General features: G+C 39.9%; 15 protein-coding genes. 14 read left to right on the forward strand and 1 reads right to left on the reverse strand.

All coding sequences use genetic code 11. From position 1 onward, the window contains the following. Positions 1-205: 205 nt before the first annotated feature. Together AOC36_RS01695 and abc-f are read left to right on the forward strand one after the other, a co-directional pair. A complete protein-coding gene (locus AOC36_RS01695) occupies positions 206-1,492 on the forward strand; it encodes a hypothetical protein (protein WP_157777123.1) in 1,287 nt (428 codons plus the stop codon). 231 nt (positions 1,493-1,723) lie between these two features. Continuing rightward, positions 1,724-3,172, forward strand: a complete 1,449-nt coding sequence (gene abc-f / locus AOC36_RS01700; RefSeq protein WP_067630548.1) for a ribosomal protection-like ABC-F family protein — start codon at positions 1,724-1,726, stop codon at positions 3,170-3,172. A 15-nt stretch (positions 3,173-3,187) separates the two neighbouring features. Here abc-f and AOC36_RS01705 read toward each other — a convergent pair whose 3' ends face one another. Continuing rightward, positions 3,188-4,441: a hydroxymethylglutaryl-CoA reductase, degradative gene (locus tag AOC36_RS01705; RefSeq protein ID WP_232505381.1), complete on the reverse strand. Its 1,254-nt coding sequence runs from the start codon at positions 4,439-4,441 to the stop codon at positions 3,188-3,190. 118 nt (positions 4,442-4,559) lie between these two features. On the opposite strand from AOC36_RS01705, the gene AOC36_RS01710 reads away from it, so the two are divergent. The 12 genes from AOC36_RS01710 to AOC36_RS01765 all read left to right on the forward strand — a co-directional run bounded on the left by AOC36_RS01710 (position 4,560) and on the right by AOC36_RS01765 (position 16,560). Next, entirely contained in the window at positions 4,560-5,501 is a 942-nt protein-coding gene (locus AOC36_RS01710) for an L-lactate dehydrogenase (RefSeq protein ID WP_067630553.1), read from the forward strand. Between the two features lie 96 nt (positions 5,502-5,597). Next, positions 5,598-7,415: a translational GTPase TypA gene (typA, locus tag AOC36_RS01715; RefSeq protein ID WP_067634542.1), complete on the forward strand. Its 1,818-nt coding sequence runs from the start codon at positions 5,598-5,600 to the stop codon at positions 7,413-7,415. Positions 7,416-7,419: 4 nt separating this feature from the next. Beyond that, entirely contained in the window at positions 7,420-8,559 is a 1,140-nt protein-coding gene (gene tgt, locus AOC36_RS01720) for a tRNA guanosine(34) transglycosylase Tgt (RefSeq protein WP_067634544.1), read from the forward strand. 86 nt (positions 8,560-8,645) lie between these two features. Further along, the gene (gene queA / locus AOC36_RS01725) at positions 8,646-9,698 is read left to right on the forward strand and encodes a tRNA preQ1(34) S-adenosylmethionine ribosyltransferase-isomerase QueA (protein WP_067630556.1); all 1,053 of its coding nucleotides are present in this window, start codon (positions 8,646-8,648) and stop codon (positions 9,696-9,698) included. 35 nt (positions 9,699-9,733) lie between these two features. Further along, positions 9,734-10,237, forward strand: coding sequence for a hypothetical protein (locus AOC36_RS01730; RefSeq protein WP_067630559.1), 504 nt, complete (start codon positions 9,734-9,736; stop codon positions 10,235-10,237). Beyond that, positions 10,234-10,572 (forward strand): hypothetical protein, encoded by a 339-nt coding sequence (locus AOC36_RS01735; protein ID WP_067630562.1) that lies wholly within the window; start codon positions 10,234-10,236, stop codon positions 10,570-10,572. The genes AOC36_RS01730 and AOC36_RS01735 overlap by 4 nt, the downstream gene beginning before the upstream one ends. Then, complete coding sequence (locus AOC36_RS01740) at positions 10,569-11,348, forward strand: YwaF family protein (protein WP_157777124.1); 780 nt, start codon at positions 10,569-10,571, stop codon at positions 11,346-11,348. Before AOC36_RS01735 ends, AOC36_RS01740 begins: the two co-directional genes overlap by 4 nt. A gap of 17 nt (positions 11,349-11,365) precedes the next feature. Next, a complete protein-coding gene (locus AOC36_RS01745; protein WP_067630568.1) occupies positions 11,366-12,217 on the forward strand; it encodes a peptidase U32 family protein in 852 nt (283 codons plus the stop codon). A 5-nt stretch (positions 12,218-12,222) separates the two neighbouring features. Further along, positions 12,223-13,422: a peptidase U32 family protein gene (locus AOC36_RS01750; protein ID WP_067634546.1), complete on the forward strand. Its 1,200-nt coding sequence runs from the start codon at positions 12,223-12,225 to the stop codon at positions 13,420-13,422. Beyond that, complete coding sequence (locus AOC36_RS01755; RefSeq protein ID WP_067630571.1) at positions 13,419-14,132, forward strand: TrmH family RNA methyltransferase; 714 nt, start codon at positions 13,419-13,421, stop codon at positions 14,130-14,132. Before AOC36_RS01750 ends, AOC36_RS01755 begins: the two co-directional genes overlap by 4 nt. After that, positions 14,129-15,871 carry an NAD(+) synthase gene (nadE, locus tag AOC36_RS01760; RefSeq protein ID WP_067630574.1) on the forward strand — a complete coding sequence of 581 codons (1,743 nt, stop codon included), beginning with the start codon at positions 14,129-14,131 and terminating at the stop codon, positions 15,869-15,871. The genes AOC36_RS01755 and nadE overlap by 4 nt, the downstream gene beginning before the upstream one ends. Next, on the forward strand, positions 15,868-16,560 hold the full coding sequence (locus AOC36_RS01765) for an MgtC/SapB family protein (protein WP_067630577.1): 693 nt from the start codon (positions 15,868-15,870) through the stop codon (positions 16,558-16,560). The genes nadE and AOC36_RS01765 overlap by 4 nt, the downstream gene beginning before the upstream one ends. Positions 16,561-16,722 lie beyond the last annotated feature (162 nt).

A 16,722-nucleotide genomic window follows, 5' to 3' on the forward strand; every position in this document is an offset into this window, starting at 1 on the left:
GAAAAGGGGTGTGTGAGCCCTTTTCTAAAGAGAGATAGTGCAATTCATTATCCAATACTCCATGCACTAAGAAGGAACGCATGAAGTATAATGAGTGAGAGACAATGAATGAGCAAGTAACAACTTTAATTTGGATATAAGTTGTTACTACAATATTACCTTTTTATGAAGAAAAAATCAAGATGAAATGGTATAATATTTCCATATGATGAAAAATAATGACGGAATTCAATTCTATGAGAAAAAAAGCATAAAAAAATTCTCGTTTATTCTCCAAATTTTATTTGGACTTTTTGTAATTGTGATTGGTATCTCCATCATAATGCGTGAAAATTTTTGGTGGTGGGTTGTGAAACTATTAATCCAAGCTTTATTAGTTGGTACGGTATTTACCTTCTTATTTCGTTCAATCACAAATCGAAACCGACTGGATCTTTTAATATCTTTTGGCTCATTAGGATTCTTTATTTATTCTCTTTTTAATGAGAACATCTTCATGGAATTCTTTTCATTGTTCTTTGGTGTATGGGCTTTGTTTAATGCAGCAGTTAGAGGTTTAGAGTTATTTGTTTCTTTCCAAAGAAAACAGAAAGGGAAAATTGTGATTACCCTTGAGTTTTTAGCGGGATTTGTCATGGGGACTTCATTATTAGTGTCCGGGGCAGAATCTGCTTTCTTTGTAAACTTACAAGTTGGGATTTATCTAATCTTGCATGGCATCTTACAAATTGTGGATCTCTTTAGAGTGAATCTTGGTTCAGGGTACACGTTGAGAATGCCAGCTCCGATATTCGCTACAGCGTTACTTCCAAGTTTCCTTGTGAAGAAAATTGAGCGAGAAGTCGCATTGAATCCAGATCTTGTACTGGATACGGTTGAACCTACAATCGGGGATTATGTTTCAATTTATATCTATATCAAAGATTATGGATATAATCGCATGGGTCATATTGATATTGGATATAATGGAGCAATCTATTCGTATGGGTGTCACGATCCGCTCAATCGGCATTCAACTCAAGCTTATGGTGATGGTGTGTTGATTGTAGGATCTGAGTGCGAATTTGTACAGTATAGTGTGGATGATAGTTCGACAGTATATCGGTTCTTGTGTAAACTCACACCACAACAACGGGATCGGATCGAAGAACGCATTGACTTGTTGATGAAACCTGCCTACTACTATGATTATCCTTTGGATCATGAGAAGACGAAAGATTCATACTTAAAACATCTGAAAGATTCACAAGTGGGGGTTGATTATTATAAATTTATCAGTGGACCCTTTAAGACATACAATGTCTTTACCACAAACTGCGTGCTTGTTGCGGAGTATATTGTACAATCTACTGGAATGCAGTTGTTCCATGTGAATGGAATTATTACACCTGGAACGTATTACTCTTATTTGCATAGTAATGTGGGAAGAGTGGGGTCAATTGTTGAGAAAGAATATATTTATAAGAAAATTGGAGCGAAACCCAAGTACTAAAGGGTTTCGTTTTTATGTATTTTCATGTATAATTTGTGTCAAAGGAGTGATGATATACAATGCGCAATTAGTTTCTAAACCACAAGACAATGAACGAGTTCTTATGTTTTTTGTCGTGCTAGAAACTAAAAAAGCTTGATATCATTTTTGTAAAGATTCTTTTTACTTTCTGGTACGCACGCTTGTGGGTATTTTTTTATTTTATTACCAAAAGTGAAAGGAAGAAAACATATGCAGAAAATAATAGACTTGGCTTCAGTTGTGAAAATCTATGGGGATAAAACGCTATTTGAGATTAAACATCTTGAAGTTTTTGAAGGAGACCGTATTGGTATAATTGGTGCGAATGGTTCAGGGAAATCAACCCTGATGAAACTCATCGCAGGTGAAATCATGCCGGATCAAGGGGTGATTGAAGTAATTGAATCATTGGCTTATATGCCTCAACCCCTGGGGTCGAACATTGATGAGATTGAGATTGGTTCCTATAGTGCATCCTTGTTTGATGTTGGACGCAATGCGGGTTATAGCGGGGGCGAGAAGACAAAACGTGCACTTTCAAATGTACTCTCACAAAATAAAGCATTATACCTGCTGGATGAACCTACCACGAATATGGATTTAGTGTCCATCCAACATCTTGAATCAGAAGTATTAAAGTATTCTGGAACTTTGATTGTGATATCCCATGATACAACATTTCTTAATACCGTTGTGAATCGACTGTGGATTTTGGATGGTGGGACTGTCCGTGAATTTGATGGAACCTATGAGATGTGGCAGATACAACAACAACGTGAATATGATTATCAGTCCTTTCTGTATCAACAAGACCAAAAAGAGCGCAAGCGTCTTGAAAAGGAAGCAGCACGGATTCGAATTGAAGCTCAAAAGGTGGGGAAAAAACCAAAACACATGTCGAGTAAAGAAGCGCGGATCTATGCCGGGATTGCGAGTGTCCAACAGGGACATGTTCAACGGCGTTCACGTCAGTTATTAAGTCGTATGGATCATAAGGAAACATTGAAGCGACCTGAAAGCAATGATCCCATAAATATCAGTCTTGGGTCTACTCAAAAACTACGGGCAAAGACTGCAATCACGCTTGAGAACTTTAACCTTGCGTATGGTGAACGGGTGTTATTTAAAGATACCAACGCAACCTTAAAGACAAATGTTTGCAGTGTAATCACAGGTCCTAATGGGTGTGGTAAGACAAGCTTAATCAATGCGATTTTAAGAAAAGAAGATGGGATTGTTGTAAATCCTGGGATACACTTTGGTGTATTCTCACAGTTTCACCAATCCATTGATCTTAAGAAGACGTTACTTCAAAATGTCATGAGAGAGAGTATCTATGACATGGGAAAAGTCAGAACCATTTTAAACAATCTACGATTTTCAAAAGAAGATTTGGATAAAACGGCATCTAAATTATCGGGGGGTGAGCGTGCAAAGTGTGTACTTGCGATGTTGATTGTTTCGGATATTAATGCCTTAATTCTTGATGAGCCTTCCAACCATCTTGACATGGATACACAACAAGCAATGCTAGATATGCTTGAAAACTGGGAACATACGCTAATCTTAGTGAGCCATGATCGGTGGTTCATTGATCAATTAGGGGATCAGGTGTTTGAAGTGAAACACCAGTCACTTGTACCATCAATAAACGGCTAAAAAAAGCGGCACAACTTAGGAAGAGTGTGTCGCTTTGAGTTGTTCTAGACACGCTTTGGCAGTGTCTGAATTTAGATGGGGTTGTTTTAAGAGTAGGTGTACCAATGCTTCAACTTCAGTGGGTTTTGCACCTGCCTTTAAAGCCAGGTTACGTGCATGGAGTGCCATGTGTCCTTTTTGGATACCATCGGTTGTGAGCGCATAGATTGCGGCGAAGTTTTGCGCCAATGCAACACAGGCAATGCATTCCATTAAGGATTTCACATCATGAAACCCAAGAATCTCATAGGCAAGTTTTACTTTAGGGTTGAGTCCAATGCTTCCACCAACGCTGCCTAACGCTAATGGCAGGGTTGTTTCACCACAAATCATGCCTTCATCATTTAATGACCAGGTTGTGAAGGGTTCAAGCTGTCCGTTTCGTGAATGATAGCTGTATATGCCAGCATTGACCGCGCGCCAGTCATTGCCGGTTGCGATTAAGATTGCATCAACACCATTCATGATACCTTTGTTGTGGGTAGCGGTTCTAAAGGGGTCAAGTTTAGACAAAAGGCTTGCTTCAGTAATCTTTTGACCAATGGTATCGCTGAACTTTAAGGTTGATGGGTCAAGGGTGCAGTGTGCATGGACGAGGCATTCTGGCGTATTGTTTGTGAGAATCGCCATAAGGGCGTGTTCTTGGGTGTTTGTTTCAATGAGTGTTCTGAGGCTTTCTAAGATGGTGTTAATCATGTTAGCGCCCATTGCTTCTTGTGTGTCCACTAAGACATCCACAATCACAAGGGTGTTATCGTCTTTGGTGATGTGTCGTGTCGTGATGGATTGAACCCCACCACCCCGTTTTATAATCGATGGGTGCGCCTGATGGGCGTTGTCAAAGAGTGCTTCTTGGTGTGTCTCAATGAAGTCTTGGATGGCTTGGGGATTGTTTGGATTCACAAAAGCAATCTCACCGCGCATGACACGGGAAATGACACTGCTTGTGAAGCCTCCATTTTGTTTAATGATATTTGCGGCATTACTTGAAGCGGCAATTACTGAGGGTTCTTCTGTGACCATCGGAATGACAATTTGTCTTCCATTAATACAATAATTTGGCGAAACTCCCATTGGAAGTTCGAATGTTGTGATTGCATTTTCAATCATATTATTGTAGGTAGAAGCTGGAAGTGACCCAAAATAATCGGGGTTAATGTGCCGATCACGTTTTAGGATTTCCAAACGTTCTGCAATACTTTTTTTATAAAAACCTTTATACTGTGACATGTATTTCACCTCACTCTTAATCATAGACGAAAAGTGATCAGAATGCTATAAGTTTGAAGTACATTGCGATGCATTCATGGGATTAAGCGTTATAATAGATGCAAGGGAGGTTTGAAACATGAAAACTACTAAAATATCAATTATCGGTGCGGGTTCTGTTGGTTCTGCAACTGCATTTGCACTGGTGAACCATGGCCTTGCGTCTGAAATCGTCATTGTCGATATCAATGCGAAAAAAGCAGAAGGTGAAGCGATGGATATCGTTCAAGGGCAAGTATTTGTAAGTCCAGTGAATGTAAGAAGTGGCACCTATAGTGATACCAAGGGTTCTGACATTGTAATTATTACTGCAGGACTGGCACAAAAACCCGGTGAAACACGGATTGATTTAGTCAATCGGAATATTGAAATCTACAAACAAATGATTCCAGAAATTGCATCCAATAACCCGGATTCAATTTTACTGGTTGTATCAAATCCTGTAGATATTCTTTCTTATGTAACTTATAAGTTATCAGGCTTTGCTGCAGAACGTGTGATTGGCTCTGGAACCGTTCTTGATACCGCGCGTTTTCAATCCATTTTATCGCAAGAGTTTGGTGTGGATGCCCGCAATATTCATGCGAATATTATTGGTGAACATGGAGATACTGAAATTGCGACATGGTCACTGGCAACCATTGCAGGACTTACCATCGAACAATATTGCCGTAACATTGGGTTAGAGTTTCCTGAAGAACATAAAAATGAAATCACAGATGCAGTTAAAAATGCTGCCTATGAAATCATTGATCGTAAAGGCTTTACCAATTATGCAGTCGCCCTTGCGATTACCCATATTGTGAAAGTCATCCTTCGTGGTGAAAACTCAATCTTGACCGTTTCGACACTTCAAAGTGGTGCATATGGGTTAGAAGATGTTTATATCTCAGTTCCGACGATTGTGACACGAAGTGGTGTCAAACAAGTTGTGGAAGTCCCATATAGCCAACAAGAACGCCATGATTTAAAGGTGTCTGCTGATACGCTGAAAGCGATTTTAGACAGTTCAAACTTATAAACATGTGTCTTTTCACATGTTTTTTTATGTTTTTTTTGTATAATGACCCTTCAGTGGTGTATAATAACGCAGTTATAGATAGGAAATGTGATGCGTATGCAAAAATTATTAAATATTGCGGTAATTGCCCACGTTGATGCGGGGAAAAGTACATTAGTCGATGCAATGCTTGAACAATCGGGTGTATTTGGTTCCCACGAAGTGGTTCAAGAACAAGTCATGGATAGTGATGCGATTGAACGTGAACGTGGAATTACCATTTACTCAAAAAACTGTAGTGTAAACTATGATGGCATTAAAATCAACATCGTGGATACTCCAGGGCACGCTGACTTCTCAAGTGAAGTTGAGCGTATTATCCGTACGGTGGATACTGTTATTTTACTTGTGGATAGTTCAGAAGGACCGATGCCACAAACACGGTTTGTCCTTAAGAAATCATTAGAAATTGGACTCAAACCAATTCTTCTGATTAATAAAATCGATAAACCCGATCGTCGTGTGAATGAAGTCATTGATTTAGTGTATGAGCTCTTTATGGATCTTGACGCAACCGATGATCAATTGGAATTCCCAATTCTTTATGGTATTGCGAAGAAACATATCGTGCAATACAACCTTGATGATGAAGGGAAGGACATTCGTCCTCTTTTCGAAACCATTGTGAAACATACCAAGGTGTATCCAGATAAAGATGATTTACCACTTCAACTTCAAATCTCATCATTAGCATATGATGATTATATTGGACGGTTAGGAATTGGTCGTATTTATCAAGGGACTGTGAAAAAAGGTCAAACAGTGATGGTTTCTGATGCAGAAGGAAAAACACGTCGTGCACAAATCGCAGGTGTGTTTACCTATAAAGGATTAAACCGAACTGAAACTGAAAGTGCGGGCAGTGGTGACATTGTCTTAGTATCTGGAATCAGTGATATTTCGATTGGGGAAACCATTAATCAATTGGATAACATTCTTCCATTACCTGCAATTAAGGTTGAAGAACCAACCTTGTCGATGAATTTCTTGGTCAACACATCTCCATTTGCGGGTCAAGATGGTAAATATGTAACCTCGCGTAATATTAAAGAACGCCTTGAAAAAGAACTTGAAGTCAACGTTGGACTTCGTGTAGAACCCACTGCGTCACCCGATACTTTTGTAGTATCAGGGCGTGGTGAACTTCACTTATCGATTCTTGTGGAAAACATGCGTCGTGAAGGCTATGAGCTTGCGATTAGTAAACCACAAGTTATCACACAAGTCATTGATGGTCATACATGTGAGCCAATTGAAGAAGTAATTATTGAAGTGCCGGATGAATATTCTGGATCGATCATTAGCCAAATGTCTTTACGACAAGGTGAAATGGTGGATATGGGTGAAGATCGCGGTATGATTAAACAAGTGTGGTATGTACCAACACGTGGTTTGATTGGATTTAGAAGTGACTTTATCAATATGACCCGTGGTGAAGGGACAATGGTGCGTCAGTTCCATGGTTATTCACCAATGAAAGGGGAAATTGCCCAACGTCAAAATGGTTCAATGGTTTCAACAGAAGCAGGTGTATCCATGACATACTCAATTTTCAACCTTCAAGAACGCGGTCAATTCTTTATTGGACCACAAACAGATGTCTATGAAGGCATGATTGTCGGTATTAGTGCACGGAGCATGGATATGGAAGTCAATCCAACCAAGAATAAGAAGGCAACGTCAATCCGTTCTGCGGGTAAAGATGAAGCAATGCGTCTTGTACCGCCAATTCCATTGACCCTTGAATATGCCCTTGAATTTATTCGTGATGATGAACTTGTGGAGGTAACACCGCACAATATTCGTCTTCGTAAACGTTATTTAAAGAGTCATGAACGCAAGAATGCAAATCGTGAGAAAAACATGGTACAATAGGTCTATGAAAAAACCATTAGACTATACATTAATTAAAAAAGATATACGGTCAAAAGCCCGTCGTGGCGCCATTACAACCCCACATGGTACGGTTCAAACCCCGATGTTTATGCCTGTGGGAACCTTGGCGACTGTTAAGTTTCTATCACCTGAGGATCTTTATAAGATCGGATCTCAGGTGATTTTGAGTAACACCTATCACTTATGGTTAAGACCGGGTGAACATATCGTGAAACAAGCAGGGGGACTTCATAAATTTATGAACTATGATGGCCCAATCTTGACTGATAGCGGTGGATTTCAAGTGTTCTCTTTGAGTCAAATTCGTAAGATTGAAGAAGAGGGTGTTGCGTTTAGGAATCATCTCAATGGAGATAAGCTTTTCTTAAGCCCTGAAAAAGCCATTCAAATCCAAAATGATTTGGGTGCGGATATTATTATGAGTTTTGATGAATGCCCGCCCTATCCTGCAACCTATGAATACATGAAAGACAGCGTTGAGCGGACCCTTCGTTGGGCAAAACGTGGTCAACTTGCACATCAAAGACCCGATGATCAAGCGTTATTTGGAATCGTGCAAGGGGGATCGTTTACTGAACTGCGTCATCACAGTGCAAAATCACTGGTGGAAATGGATTTCCCAGGGTATTCTATTGGGGGTACCAGTGTGGGTGAACCCAAAGAAGTGATGTACAAGATGATTGATGATGCGATTGAATTTTTACCTGAAGACAAGCCGCGTTATTTAATGGGTGTTGGTTCTGTTGATGCAATCTTTGAAGGTGTGTTACGGGGTGTTGATATGTTTGATTGTGTCTTACCCACACGAATTGCACGTCATGGTGCTGCCATGACTACACAAGGACGTGTTAACATCAAGAACAATAAGTTTGCAGAAGACTTTACGCCCTTAGATCCTGCATGTGATTGTGAAGCATGTCAAAACTATACCAAAGCCTATTTAAGACATTTGATTCGTTGTAATGAAGGATTGGGAATGCGGTTATTATCGATTCACAACCTTAGATTCTTACTGAAGTTAATGGAAGACATTCGGTTGGCGATTGAAGAAGATCGGCTCTTAGAACTTAGAGATCAGGTTTATGAAGCCTATGAGCTTCATGAAACAAAATCAGGATTTTAAAAGGAAATTGCATTTTTGGTTGAAGGATTCAATCTAAGATGCAATTTTTTACACACATACACCAACGTTGAGGAGGGTTACCTATTATGAATGTAAATGATTTTGACTTTAATTTACCAGAGGAACTTATTGCCCAAGTTCCCCTTAAAAATCGTGAAACATCACGACTGCTTGTTGTGGCACAAGATCACCTAGAAGATCGTCATTTTTATGATATCGTGGATTATCTTAAATCGGGAGATGTCTTGGTTGTGAATAACACAAAGGTCATCGCAGCCCGTCTTTTTGGCATTAAAGAAGAGACCGGTGCTCATGTTGAACTGTTGATTCTAAAGTTTGAAGGTAACCGTGTAGAATGCCTAGTGGGCAATGCGAAAGTTGTAAAACTTGGAACCCGGTTGAGCTTTGGTGAAGGGCGATTAATCGCTGTGTGTACTAAAATTGGGGAAGAGGGCATTCGCTTTTTTGACCTAGAATATGATGGTATCTTTTTGGAAGTGCTGGATGAATTAGGGCAAATGCCCCTACCTCCGTATATCCATGAACGCCTTGAAGATCCAAATCGTTATCAAACCGTCTATGCGAAAGTGGATGGCAGCGCAGCAGCTCCGACTGCAGGGCTTCACTTTACACCAGATTTGATGGATCGAATTAAAGATTTAGGGGTGAGTATTGCGGAAGTAACCCTTCATGTGGGATTGGGAACGTTTAGACCAGTGAAGGTTGAAACGGTTGAAACCCATAAGATGCATGAGGAACATTATATGATGTCCCAAGAAACTGCAGATCTATTAAATGAAGCAAAAGCAAAGGGTCGTCGTATTATCGCAGTTGGAACAACATCGGTTCGAACCCTTGAAACGATTCTAAAAAAATATGGGGCGTTTAAGGCATGTGAAGGCGATAGTGATATCTTTATCTATCCAGGATATACTTTTGAAGGGGTGGATGCAATCATTACAAATTTCCATTTACCAAAGTCGACCTTAGTGATGTTAGTGAGTGCTTTTGCAGGGAAGTCAGTGATTGAACATGCGTATCAACATGCAATTGATGAAAAATATCGCTTCTTTTCCTTTGGTGATAGCATGTTTTTACAAGAACCTGCCAAAGGGGTGTGTCGTAAAACTATAAAATAGTGATATAATAAGGAACAGTAGAGGGTGAGTTGTATATGGAAAAATTAGAAGTTAAAAAAATATTTCGACGCATTGTATTGTTTGTGTTTCTTGGACACTTTGTCTTAAGTTTCATTCACTTACTTGTGTTTTATATGGGACATCCTCTGTTTGATATGCTCAATGAGTTTCCAATTTGGGTTCAAGTAGTGGGGGTATCCCTTTGGAACTTTATCGCATATGTAGTAGTGGGAATCATTTTGGGTGTGAACCGAGACGATCAACCCCTGTACTATTTATTGTTGGATCGTGCATTAATACTCTTAGCGTTGTTTTTAATCTTAGTATATGGTGCGATTTATATTTCAACCTATTGGTATACTTTACGAAATATATGGTTAATCTATAGTTTACTGAATGCGTTATTTGGTACGTATATGTACCGTCTTCCTACAGAAAGTATTCTGTCATTGTGGTGGGTTGTCTCAACAATCGTCCCATCAATCGCAATGTTTGTGGGCGCTTTGATACGCATGCACTTTGAGGAGAAGAAATCATGAAAAATTATTGGTCTGCACTTTTGGTAATTATCGCAAGTGCACTTGTCTATCATTTACTTGAAAAATTAATACCGGGTGGATTTGGGTGGATCTTAACCTTGGTATACTGTATCTTACTGTTAGTCATTGGGGGATTTTTACTGCCAGGTAGAAAAAAGAACAATCGATGGTTTGGCAAAGTTGTCATCTCATTGATTGTAGTCTTCATCATGGGAATCCGTTTGGATATCTTTGGTGTGTATGAATTCCAACGATTACTAAATTTAGTCGGCTTGAACGGAGTCTTTCTTGATTTACTCTTGGTATATTGTGGATGGGCGTTTTACCAAGTATGAATTTTTTTAAATTCTATCCAAACCCAGTAGAGGGGGTTTCTGTTGAGCCGTTCACAACAGTCTATATGATTCTATTGGCAATTACGCTTCTCTTAGTTGGTGTTGTCCTTTGGATTGGATACAACCAAAATCAAATGATGCGTCAAAAAACGATGCGTACGTTAATTTGGGCACTGCCCATCTTAGAATTAATCCGTCAAGTGTGGTTAATTCAATCGGGTGGGTACGACTTAACAGAACACTTACCCATTCATCTTTGTGGCTTTATGATTTTTTTAATGCCATTATGGTGGATGACACGCAGTAAGTTTTTGGAGAATTTTACCTATTATGCAGGGACCTTTGGGGCACTCATGGCACTTCTTTTTAACTACAACCATGCACCATGGTTTAACATTCAAACCTTCCAAACGTTCTTAGTCCATGGTATTATTTTCTGTATTCCAATTTTTAACGTGCTTTATCTTGGGTTTAGACCCCAACGCAAATATTTTAGAACATCCGTAGTCTGTCTCTTTGGGTTGTCTGCACTTGTCTATGGAATCAATCTGGTATTAGGCAGTAACTACTTCTTCTTAATGGCAGCAGTTGATAATTCACCCTTAGCTTTGATTGAATCGATTGTGGGCTATCCTTGGATGCTTCTTGTAGCAGCAGCTGGGATTGTCTTTATATGGTATTTAATGTTTATTTTCTTTGAGAAAAGTCAACGCAATCGCATGCGTTATGTAGTAAGTAGTGAATATGTTGAACGACATGTTCGTATTATCCGATAAATGAAAGAGTGATGAATATGCGTAAAATTGTACCGCTGGTTAATTTGAATCAAGTCGAAAACTACCTCAGCAATGGTGTGGATAAAGTCTTAATGGGTTCTTATTTTAGCGCAGCACGTCAAGTTGAAGTCTTTACAATCCAAGAAATGATTGAAGTGAATGAGAAAATCCCGGTCGTGGGGTGTTTTAATCGGTTCTATTTTGAACATGAACTCAATCAACTGAAACATGAAATTAAGTCTTTAGTTGAAGGGGGCATTGAAGAAATCACGGCATCAGACTTGGCAGTTTTAGAAATTGTGTTTGAACTGGGTCTGGATGTCAAGGTTATTTTAGATACCGATACAACCATGACCAATATCGACGATGTGAAAACAATGCATGACATGGGTGCAGATGAAGTGGTATTAGGCCGTGAATTGACCTTGGATGAAATTGTGAGTATCAGCAAAGAAACCAACGTGTGTGGTATGCATTTCTTTGGGTATCAATTGATGAGTGCGTCACGACGTAAACATTTAACGCAATATGCGCAATACCGTAATGTCGATATTCGTACAGGTCAACTGTATTGGATGAAAGAAGCCAAACGGGATGCACTTTATATGACCCTTGAGGATCACTATGGGACACATATCTATGCACCGGATGTTTACTCGGGGATTCATGTCTATCAAACGCTAAAAGAAGCCGGGATTCAAACGTTGTATTTTGATGTGATGGGACTTGAAATTGAAGATGTTTTGTTTGTTGTACGGTCTTTAGATATTTTAGAGGATTATGATCAATTTGAAACAATCTTAAGTGAGACCTGTGATATGGTCTTAACCCATGGATTGTTGTATCAAGAAACTGAAAAAGGGAAGTGATGCACATGAGTCGTTATGAACTATTAGCACCAGCAGGTGATTTAAATCGATTAAAGACAGCCGTTGATTTCGGAGCGGATGCTGTTTTTATTGGTGGTAAACAGTATTCGTTAAGATATCGTGCCAGTAATTTTACGCTTGAAGACATTCAAGACGGCGCTACATATTGTCATGATCATGGGGCGCAGTTATTTGTAACGGCCAACATGATTTTTCATGATGAAGATCTTGAAGGGTTTACCCAATACTTAAAGGATTTAGAACGGATTGGGGTGGATGCGGTGATTGTTGCATCAGTTCAAGCGGTGCGTTTAGTGAAGTCGGTTGCACCAAAACTTGAAGCGCATTTAAGCACCCAATTATCCACACTCAATTCAAAAGCGGTCAACTTTTTAAAACGCTTAGGTGCAGATCGTGTGGTCTTGGGGCGTGAAACAACCTTGGAAGAAGTCGATCAATTGATGAAGCATGTGGATGTTCCCATTGAAGTCTTTATTCATGGTGCAATGTGTACCAATTTCTCAGGACGCTGTACCTTGAGTAATCATATGACTTTACGTGATGCCAATCGCGGTGGATGTGCGCAAAGTTGTCGCTGGCGTTATGAAATCTATGATGATCAAAAGGCATTGGTTTCAGACCCTGAGTGTCTGTTTACGATGTCATCAAAGGATATGCGCACAGCGGAGATCTTACCCGAACTTTTGGCGACTGGAGTGTATAGTTTAAAGATTGAAGGCCGTATGAAATCAGAATACTACCTTGCCTGTGTGGTTTCGGCATACCGTCGATTTATTGATACCATTGAAAATGGTGGCGATATTGAGAACGCACGCGCGTTGTGCAATGAAGCCTTATTAAAAGCAGAAAATAGAGAAAGCTTCACTGGATTTTATGAAAACAGTGAATTTGGACGTGAAGGGTACATTTATGGTGAAAATGGTCGCCTTGCAAATCAGGACTTCTTAGGCATTATTCAATCAACGGATGGTGATGAAGTCATTCTCGAAGTGAGAAATCACTTTAAGGTGGGTGAAACCCTGGAAGTCTTTGGACCAAAGACGAATCATAAAACCTTTGTGCTTGAAACATTAATTAACAGTAAAGATGAAGTTGTGGATCGTGTATTTAGACCCTTAGAAAACGTGAAGATTAAGGTGCCTTTTGATGTTGAGGACTTTGACTTTGTGAGACGTGCCTCATGATTGTTGTTGGGAAAATTAGTGTAAAAGCGATCTTAAAGCATCAAAAAAGACCCATCTCTAAACTCTATATGCGTCAAAAACGGGCGGACAAAGATGCGAAGTATATTCTAGGCCTTGCGAAAAGTGCGGGGATCCCAGTTGAGTTTGTCAGTGATGAAGTCTTGTGTGAACTCACACAAACGAAGTCTCATGGGGGTGTCGCAGTTGAATGCGAAGGACGAACTTGTGATAATATAAAGTATAAAGAATCAATGTTGTATATGTGTGTTGAAGGGTTAAGTGACCCCTATAACATGGGGGAAGTTTTAAGAACCGTATCCGCTTTGGGGTTTGATGGTGTTATCACGCCAACCTATGACTTCTATGAACATGAAGCAAAACTCATTCGCGCCAGTGCGGGTGCCAGTGAATCCTTAGTATGGCATTTCAGTGATGATCTTGCACAGACGCTAACCCAAATGGGATCAAAAGGGGTACGCATCGTCGGTGCCCATCGAAATGACACCAGTCAATCACTGACACACTACACCTTTAACTCAAAGAGTTGTATTGTGATTGGAGGCGCTTATCGTGGGTTATCACGAAATGTACTGGACACTGTGCAGGATATGGTGCGTCTTGATTATGATGCACGGGTATCCTTAAGTACTGTTGGTGCAGTCAGTGTCTTTGCATATGCAGCCTTTATTCAAAAGGAGGGAAATTCATGAAATGTGCGATTGCTCAAATGAGAGTTAAAGCCAGTCAACCGTATCACAATCTGAAGACCATCAAGCATATGATTCAAAAGGTTCATAATGCTGCGGACTTCATCGTGTTTCCTGAAATGTGCGTGGGTGGCTATTTTATCGCGGACCAATATCATCAAAAAGACATGCAAGATCTCTTATTGTCCATGAATCAAGACATCATCAACATGAGTGGTGAGTGTGGTGTGATTTGGGGTAATATTGATGTTGTCGATGGTAAACTTTATAATGCAGCCTTCTTTGCACACAAAGGAGCGCTTGTTGGCGTGTATCATAAATCATTGCTTCCAACCTATGGAGTTTTTGATGATGCACGCTATTTTAAATCAGGGCATAATTTTGAACCCTTTGAGTTTAAAGGAAAGAAAATTGCCATCCAGATTTGTGAAGATATGTGGGATGAAACCTATGAGATTTCACCAACCCAAGAAGCATTAAAATACAACCCTGATTACTTAATCAATATTTCGTGTTCACCCTGGATTTTTAAAAAAGAATCATCACGTTCTGCTGTCATCAACCATAAGAATCTCCCGATTCCATTTGTGTATGTGAACTCAGTGGGTCTTCAAAATACAGGGAAGTCTGTGTTATTGATGGATGGGAATTCACAAGTAACTTATAAAGATTCTTGTTATGCATTGAATGATATGTTTGAAGAAGAACTTGCGATTGTGGATTTGGATCATATCAAAAATGCATCCCCAATAAAAACGCACAAGCTGTATCAAGGCTTGTTGCATGCGATTCGTTACTTTGATGAAGAAGCACTCCCTTATGGACCAAAGTGGATAATTGGTGTCTCAGGAGGGCTAGATAGCTCTGTCAGTGCAACCTTACTGACTCATGCTTTAGGTAAAGAGCGTGTAATCGGAGTAACGATGCCCAGTCAATTCACCCGGGATATTACAAAGTCCAATGCGTATCATCTGAGTCAAACTCTAGGGTTTAAACTTCATGAAATCCCGATTGGTGATATGGTGGATGCAACCGTTAAAGGCCTCAAAACATCTGGATACCCAACCGTTGAAGGGCTGACCTTCGAAAACATTCAAGCACGCTTAAGGGGGCATACCTTAATGAGTGTTGCGAGTCTTGAAAATGGTGTCGTGGTCAATAACGGCAATAAAATCGAAGTCGCTTTAGGTTATGCAACACTTTATGGTGATGCAATTGGTGCCTTGTCAATATTGGGGGACCTTACAAAACTTGAAGTGGGAGACCTTGCACGTTCGATTAATGACGCAAACAATAAAGAAATCATCCCGCATAATTTGATTCCAAGTGATGAAGGCGACATGATTTCCTGGGATTTTGCACCCAGTGCTGAACTAGCAGAAGGCCAATTTGATCCGATGAAGTGGGGCTACCATGACCATTTAGTCTTGTATCTGATGGGTGGTTCAATCAACGATCTATTGAAAAAGTATCTTGATGGAAGTATTCTTGATACAAACCTTGGGAAATATCTCAAAGCCTATGGCTTAGATGATCCAGAAGCCTTTATAAAAGATCTAGATTGGGTTTCACGGCAAATGCGAAACGCTGTGTATAAACGCCTTCAAATGCCACCAATTGTACTTGTCAGCGAGCAAGGGTTTGGGTCGGATTATCGTGAAAGTCAAATTCCTCAATGCATCTCTGATGAAACCCAAGCATTGAAAACACGCGTGCTTCATGAAGGGTTGGGTCAACGATGAGTTGGAGTGACATTCTCACACGCATCGTAGCTTCTGTGATCTTAGGGGGCATTATTGGGTTTGAACGGGCACGAAAAAACAGACCCGCTGGACTGAGAACACATATCCTTGTATGTTTGGGGTCGTGTGTTTTTGCACTGATTCAAGTTCAACTCATGCGTGAAACCTTGGAACTGTCACTAACATTGGATCCATCATTACGCGATTCCGTCCGTGTGGATGGCAGCCGCATCATTGCCCAAATTGTATCGGGTGTTGGGTTTTTAGGTGCAGGGACCATTTTTGTTCATAAACAATCCATTACCGGATTGACCACTGCCGCATCCCTTTGGGCTGTTGCAGGAATTGGAATTGCAAGTGGTATGGGATACTTTGCGATCGCATTTGTGGGTGTTATAGGGATTATTGGATCACTTTTGATTGTGGAAAATTATGTCCATGTTCCAAAATCAAACCGCATCAAGATAACCTGTAAAGATGAATTCTCGCATCAAATGATTGAAGAGCTTCTTAATGTAAAAGGGATTGAACACAATCTTGTGATGATTGATGTTAAGAAAATCAATGAAGAAAAACACCTTCTTCTAATGTATGAACTCGAATATAAAAACAATCAACAATACTTTGATATCATTGTGAGACTTAAAAGCATTGATGATATCCTATCAATTGAGACATTCCTCATGTAAGTGTGAAGGAATGTTTTTTTATTCAAGGGTAGGGTGATGCTTTCCAACACCTAAGATATATGTATAAACGCCACGATTACAAAAAAGACGATGTGTGCTAACAGTCAGTGATTTGTGTACGACCATCTGGGTGGTTCATCTCGAATCCACAACTGCTTCATT

The sequence above is a fragment of the Erysipelothrix larvae genome, assembly GCF_001545095.1.
Lineage (GTDB): Bacteria > Bacillota_I > Bacilli_A > Erysipelotrichales > Erysipelotrichaceae > Erysipelothrix > Erysipelothrix larvae.

Coding starts and splice junctions, on each gene's coding strand:
- nadE (WP_067630574.1), top strand. CDS start 14,129: ATGAAATGTGCGATTGCTCAAATGAGAGTTAAAGCCAGTCAACCGTAT.
- queA (WP_067630556.1), top strand. CDS start 8,646: ATGAATGTAAATGATTTTGACTTTAATTTACCAGAGGAACTTATTGCC.
- AOC36_RS01735 (WP_067630562.1), top strand. CDS start 10,234: ATGAAAAATTATTGGTCTGCACTTTTGGTAATTATCGCAAGTGCACTT.
- AOC36_RS01755 (WP_067630571.1), top strand. CDS start 13,419: ATGATTGTTGTTGGGAAAATTAGTGTAAAAGCGATCTTAAAGCATCAA.
- AOC36_RS01705 (WP_232505381.1), bottom strand. CDS start 4,441: ATGTCACAGTATAAAGGTTTTTATAAAAAAAGTATTGCAGAACGTTTG.
- tgt (WP_067634544.1), top strand. CDS start 7,420: ATGAAAAAACCATTAGACTATACATTAATTAAAAAAGATATACGGTCA.
- AOC36_RS01765 (WP_067630577.1), top strand. CDS start 15,868: ATGAGTTGGAGTGACATTCTCACACGCATCGTAGCTTCTGTGATCTTA.
- AOC36_RS01730 (WP_067630559.1), top strand. CDS start 9,734: ATGGAAAAATTAGAAGTTAAAAAAATATTTCGACGCATTGTATTGTTT.
- typA (WP_067634542.1), top strand. CDS start 5,598: ATGCAAAAATTATTAAATATTGCGGTAATTGCCCACGTTGATGCGGGG.
- AOC36_RS01695 (WP_157777123.1), top strand. CDS start 206: ATGATGAAAAATAATGACGGAATTCAATTCTATGAGAAAAAAAGCATA.
- abc-f (WP_067630548.1), top strand. CDS start 1,724: ATGCAGAAAATAATAGACTTGGCTTCAGTTGTGAAAATCTATGGGGAT.
- AOC36_RS01745 (WP_067630568.1), top strand. CDS start 11,366: ATGCGTAAAATTGTACCGCTGGTTAATTTGAATCAAGTCGAAAACTAC.
- AOC36_RS01740 (WP_157777124.1), top strand. CDS start 10,569: ATGAATTTTTTTAAATTCTATCCAAACCCAGTAGAGGGGGTTTCTGTT.
- AOC36_RS01750 (WP_067634546.1), top strand. CDS start 12,223: ATGAGTCGTTATGAACTATTAGCACCAGCAGGTGATTTAAATCGATTA.
- AOC36_RS01710 (WP_067630553.1), top strand. CDS start 4,560: ATGAAAACTACTAAAATATCAATTATCGGTGCGGGTTCTGTTGGTTCT.